At 59.3% G+C, this 3616-nt stretch carries 3 protein-coding genes and 1 pseudogene; 2 read left to right on the top strand and 2 right to left on the bottom strand.

From position 1 onward, the window contains the following. Positions 1-188: 188 nt before the first annotated feature. Both ACX3P0_RS25075 and ACX3P0_RS25070 read left to right on the top strand, forming a co-directional pair. Positions 189-293 (top strand): annotated as a pseudogene (locus tag ACX3P0_RS25075) (transposase); the annotation flags it as partial. 350 nt (positions 294-643) lie between these two features. After that, complete coding sequence (locus ACX3P0_RS25070) at positions 644-2230, top strand: ABC transporter substrate-binding protein (RefSeq protein ID WP_459092908.1); 1587 nt, start codon at positions 644-646, stop codon at positions 2228-2230. Positions 2231-2695: 465 nt separating this feature from the next. On the opposite strand, the gene ACX3P0_RS25065 is transcribed toward ACX3P0_RS25070, so the two are convergent. Next, positions 2696-3211, bottom strand: coding sequence for a hypothetical protein (locus ACX3P0_RS25065; RefSeq protein ID WP_459082384.1), 516 nt, complete (start codon positions 3209-3211; stop codon positions 2696-2698). A gap of 216 nt (positions 3212-3427) precedes the next feature. Beyond that, positions 3428-3616, bottom strand: a 189-nt coding sequence (locus ACX3P0_RS25060; RefSeq protein ID WP_459092906.1) for a hypothetical protein, incomplete at its 5' end; no start/stop codon positions are given.

Here is a 3616-nt window from a genome sequence, read left to right as displayed (position 1 = left end):
GCCGACATTTCCGCACCCGCCGAGCGTGGTATATTTGCCATACTCTCGTTGTACGTATGATCTCTTAAAGAGCGTTCAATTCAATCAAGAAAATTGTTTCAAATTTTCTATAGATGAGCAAAACTGGACGGGGGGATGAGTGGAATTTTCGCCTGAACGCGGCATGAAAGCCGGGAACAGGAGAGACCATGACGAAACGTCCCCGCCGTAACCACAGCCCCGAATTCAAGGCAAAGGTGGCTGTTGTCGCGATCCCCGGCGAGAAGACCCTGGTCGAGCTGTCGCAGCAATATTAAGCAATGGAATGACCTGCTTCTAGTGGGCGCGTCCGAAGGGTTCGCGCGAGAATGGCTTCCAGAAGCGTCGTCTTGCCGCTTGAAAGGGGACCGACGATGGCGATGCATTTCGGCCCCGCGCGTCGTCCTCAGGCGCGATTACCCATGGCTGGACCTCCACTCGGCGTTTCTCCAAGGAGCGGCGGCCGGCTCGTTTGGCCATCGCGGGCGGTATTCCCTCGTTTGGAGGCATCGTCATATGGGTTTGACAGCGGGGCAAGGAAAATAGAGCCTAGCAAACCGGTCTTGCGCAGTCGCCGGGAGACAGGCGGCGGCGCTACGGGCATCACGAACTGAGGAGTACGTCCATGTCGGCAGAAATGGAACATCTGAGCGGTCTCGTTGTAGTGGGCAGGCTGTCGCGGCGCGACTTTCTCGGCCGTGCCGCCGTACTTGGCGTCACCGCGCTTTCCGCCAATGCCTTACTGGCCGGTACCGCGCGGGCGCAGGCACCGGCGAAGGGTGGCACGTTGAAGGCCGGGATGGTCGGAGGCGGCGCTACCGACAGCCTCGACCCCGGCACATGGACCAACCAGATACCCTACACGTTCGGCCGCTGCTGGGGCGAACAGATGCTGGACGTGACGCCGAGCGGCGAGATCGAGCCCAAGCTGGCCGAATCTTACGACTCTTCCCCCGATGCCAAGGTCTGGACCTTCAAGATACGCAAGGGCGTGACCTTTCACAACGGCAAGGACCTGACGCCGCAGGACATCGTGGCGACATTGGAGCGCCATGGCGATGCCGATTCCAAATCCGCGGCTCTGCCTTTCCTGACCGGGTTCGAAAGCGTGAAGGTGGATGGCGACAACGTCGTCATCACGCTGAAGGAGCCCAATGCGGACCTTCCCTATGTGGCGGCCGACTATCATCTGATGATCCAGCCGAACGGCGGCCGGGATGATCCGATCGCCGGTATCGGCACAGGCCCATACAGAATAGCGGTCAACAATCCCGGCGTGCGCCATGTCGGTGAGAAATACGAAAGCTACTGGCGCGAAGAACGCGGCCATGCCGACCAGATCGAGATCACCGTCATTAACGACGCCACCGCCCGCTCGGCCGCGCTCCAGGGTGGGCAGGTCGATCTCATTAATCGCGTCGAGCCGAAGATCGTCAAGCTTCTGGAACGCGCGGCGGGCGTCACAATCCGCAACGTGCCGGGCAAGGGCCATTACGTCTTCATCATGCACTGCAACACCGCGCCGTTCGACAACAACGACCTACGGCTGGCGCTCAAATATGCCGTCGACCGCGACGAGATGGTGCAGAAGATCCTCAGCGGCTACGGCACGGTCGGCAACGACATGCCGGTCATGAAGGCCTATGCACTGTTTTCCGACGATATCGAGCAGCGCAAGTTCGATCCCGACAAAGCCGCCTTCCACTACAAGAAGTCGGGCCATACGGGATCGGTTCTGTTGCGCACGTCGGATGTAGCGTTTCCCGGCGCCGTCGATGCCGCCCAGCTTTACCAGCAAAGCGCCGCCAAATGCGGCATCACGCTCGACATCAGGCGCGAACCCGGTGACGGCTACTGGACGGAAGTGTGGAACAAGCAGCCGTTTTCCATGTCCTACTGGACAGGCCGCCCGACGCAGGACCAGGTCTATTCGCTTGCCTATCTGAAGGATGCCGAATGGAACGACACACGTTTCTTCCGCGACGATTTCGACAAGCTGATCATCGGCGCCCGCGCCGAACTCGACCCGGCCAAGCGCAAGGTCATGTACCGGCAAGCCGGTACGATCCTGCGCGACGAAGGCGGTGTCATCGTGCCGATGTTCAACAATTACATCGATGCCAGCGGCCCCAGGGTCGGCGGCTGGGTGGACGATCCGAACGGCGAATTGATGGGCAGTCACGCGCTGACCAAATGCTGGGTGAACGCATAGGCCATCGGGCCTCTCATGGGCCTGGTGGTCGCCGGTGCAACGGAAAGGAATGCAAGGGCACTGTAAACTTAACGTGCTTGGTCGAGAATTGGCAGGCATCCGGTGTTCAAGCGGCTTGGGGCCTCATGCTTGGAGCCAGGAGATCGGAGCCTCTCCGATGACATGCCCCAGGGAATCTGCTTTTGGACTCGGCATGTCGGGCGACTGGTGACCGCCTTGCGGTCGAAACCCTGCCGGATCGCGAATCCAACGCCGCGCCATCAAACAAGATCAGGTAGACATAGGCGGCACCGCCTTGTCTTGGGCCGACTCCGAGGCTTTTGCAGCCCTAATGCCTACAGGGAAATGCGATCGTATCGGGAGGCCTGTCGCGCACGGCCCGGTCATCTTCGACCGCGGTATTCCCGACGTTATCGGTTAGGTGTTCCGCGGAAGTAGACCAAATAGCATCCGCGGTCAGAGTTTCTATCTGCGGAAATCCAGGCGACCTCCGGCGTGACGCCCGTCGATCCTTTGATCGTTTACCACGATGCCAACCCACGGAACCTTAATCTCAGGAGAGGTCAGATTGATGTACTTTCCAACGAGCCTATCCGGCTCTTTACAACGCGCTTCGATCAAGCCCCGCCGCGCGCCATTGTCCCAATCAAATAGAAAATAGATCCTGTCTCCAACCAGTTTTGCTTCCCCTCGGCCCGGCTTCCACTTCGCCTTGGTATCGTCGGGGATCGTGGGATCCGGCCCACCGTTCCAGCGACTGCACCACTTGCCTTCGATCGTGTCGTTCATGTCTTGCTTTGTGTCCCTGAACCAGACCGACGCGTTTTCATCGTTCGCTGACCCATCGAGATTTGCGGTCGCAGCGAACTCTTCGACCTGCCTATCGAACGGGTCGGGGACATCCATCACGCCGTAGGGATTTCGCATCTTGTCGACTGTTTCGTTGTGAGCTTTTCGGCTTTGTTGATTGTCCGACGTCATTCTACAAACTCCTGCCGCGGTCGGGATTGAGAGGACAGTACCCGCTGAGATCAGCCGCAACACCCGTTTCTTGCGCTAAACTAGATTGGTCCGAGATGGGGTCGGTTGCCGAATGGCAGCTATCCGCCCACTTGGCTCCGGTAGCGGACTGGCGGGAAACGGCCCCGACCATGCCGACAGTTGGATGCGCCAGGAACGGCAGCTTTCGGAGAACCGTCAGTGACCTAGGATCGACAGAGATGAGGTCGGAAGTAGACGTTCCACGATCGCGGTTGGCAACGGGCCCTTGGAAGGGCTCAACTTGGGTGGGAAGCCGTCAGTCTGCTTTTGATCAGCCTCTGCAGAAAGCTGACGTAGCTCTAGTTGCTTGGAAAAATGCGCCCAGCTCGATGGCCAGCTCTTCAG

The organism is Mesorhizobium sp. A556, from assembly GCF_054489545.1.
The sequence above is the reverse complement of the archived record's forward strand: the minus strand, read 5'-3'. Positions and strand labels throughout refer to the sequence as shown.

What these genes read in the sequence shown, in the direction of transcription:
- ACX3P0_RS25070 (WP_459092908.1), top strand. Translation starts at nt 644, where the DNA reads ATGTCGGCAGAAATGGAACATCTGAGCGGTCTCGTTGTAGTGGGCAGG.
- ACX3P0_RS25065 (WP_459082384.1), bottom strand. Translation starts at nt 3,211, where the DNA reads ATGACGTCGGACAATCAACAAAGCCGAAAAGCTCACAACGAAACAGTC.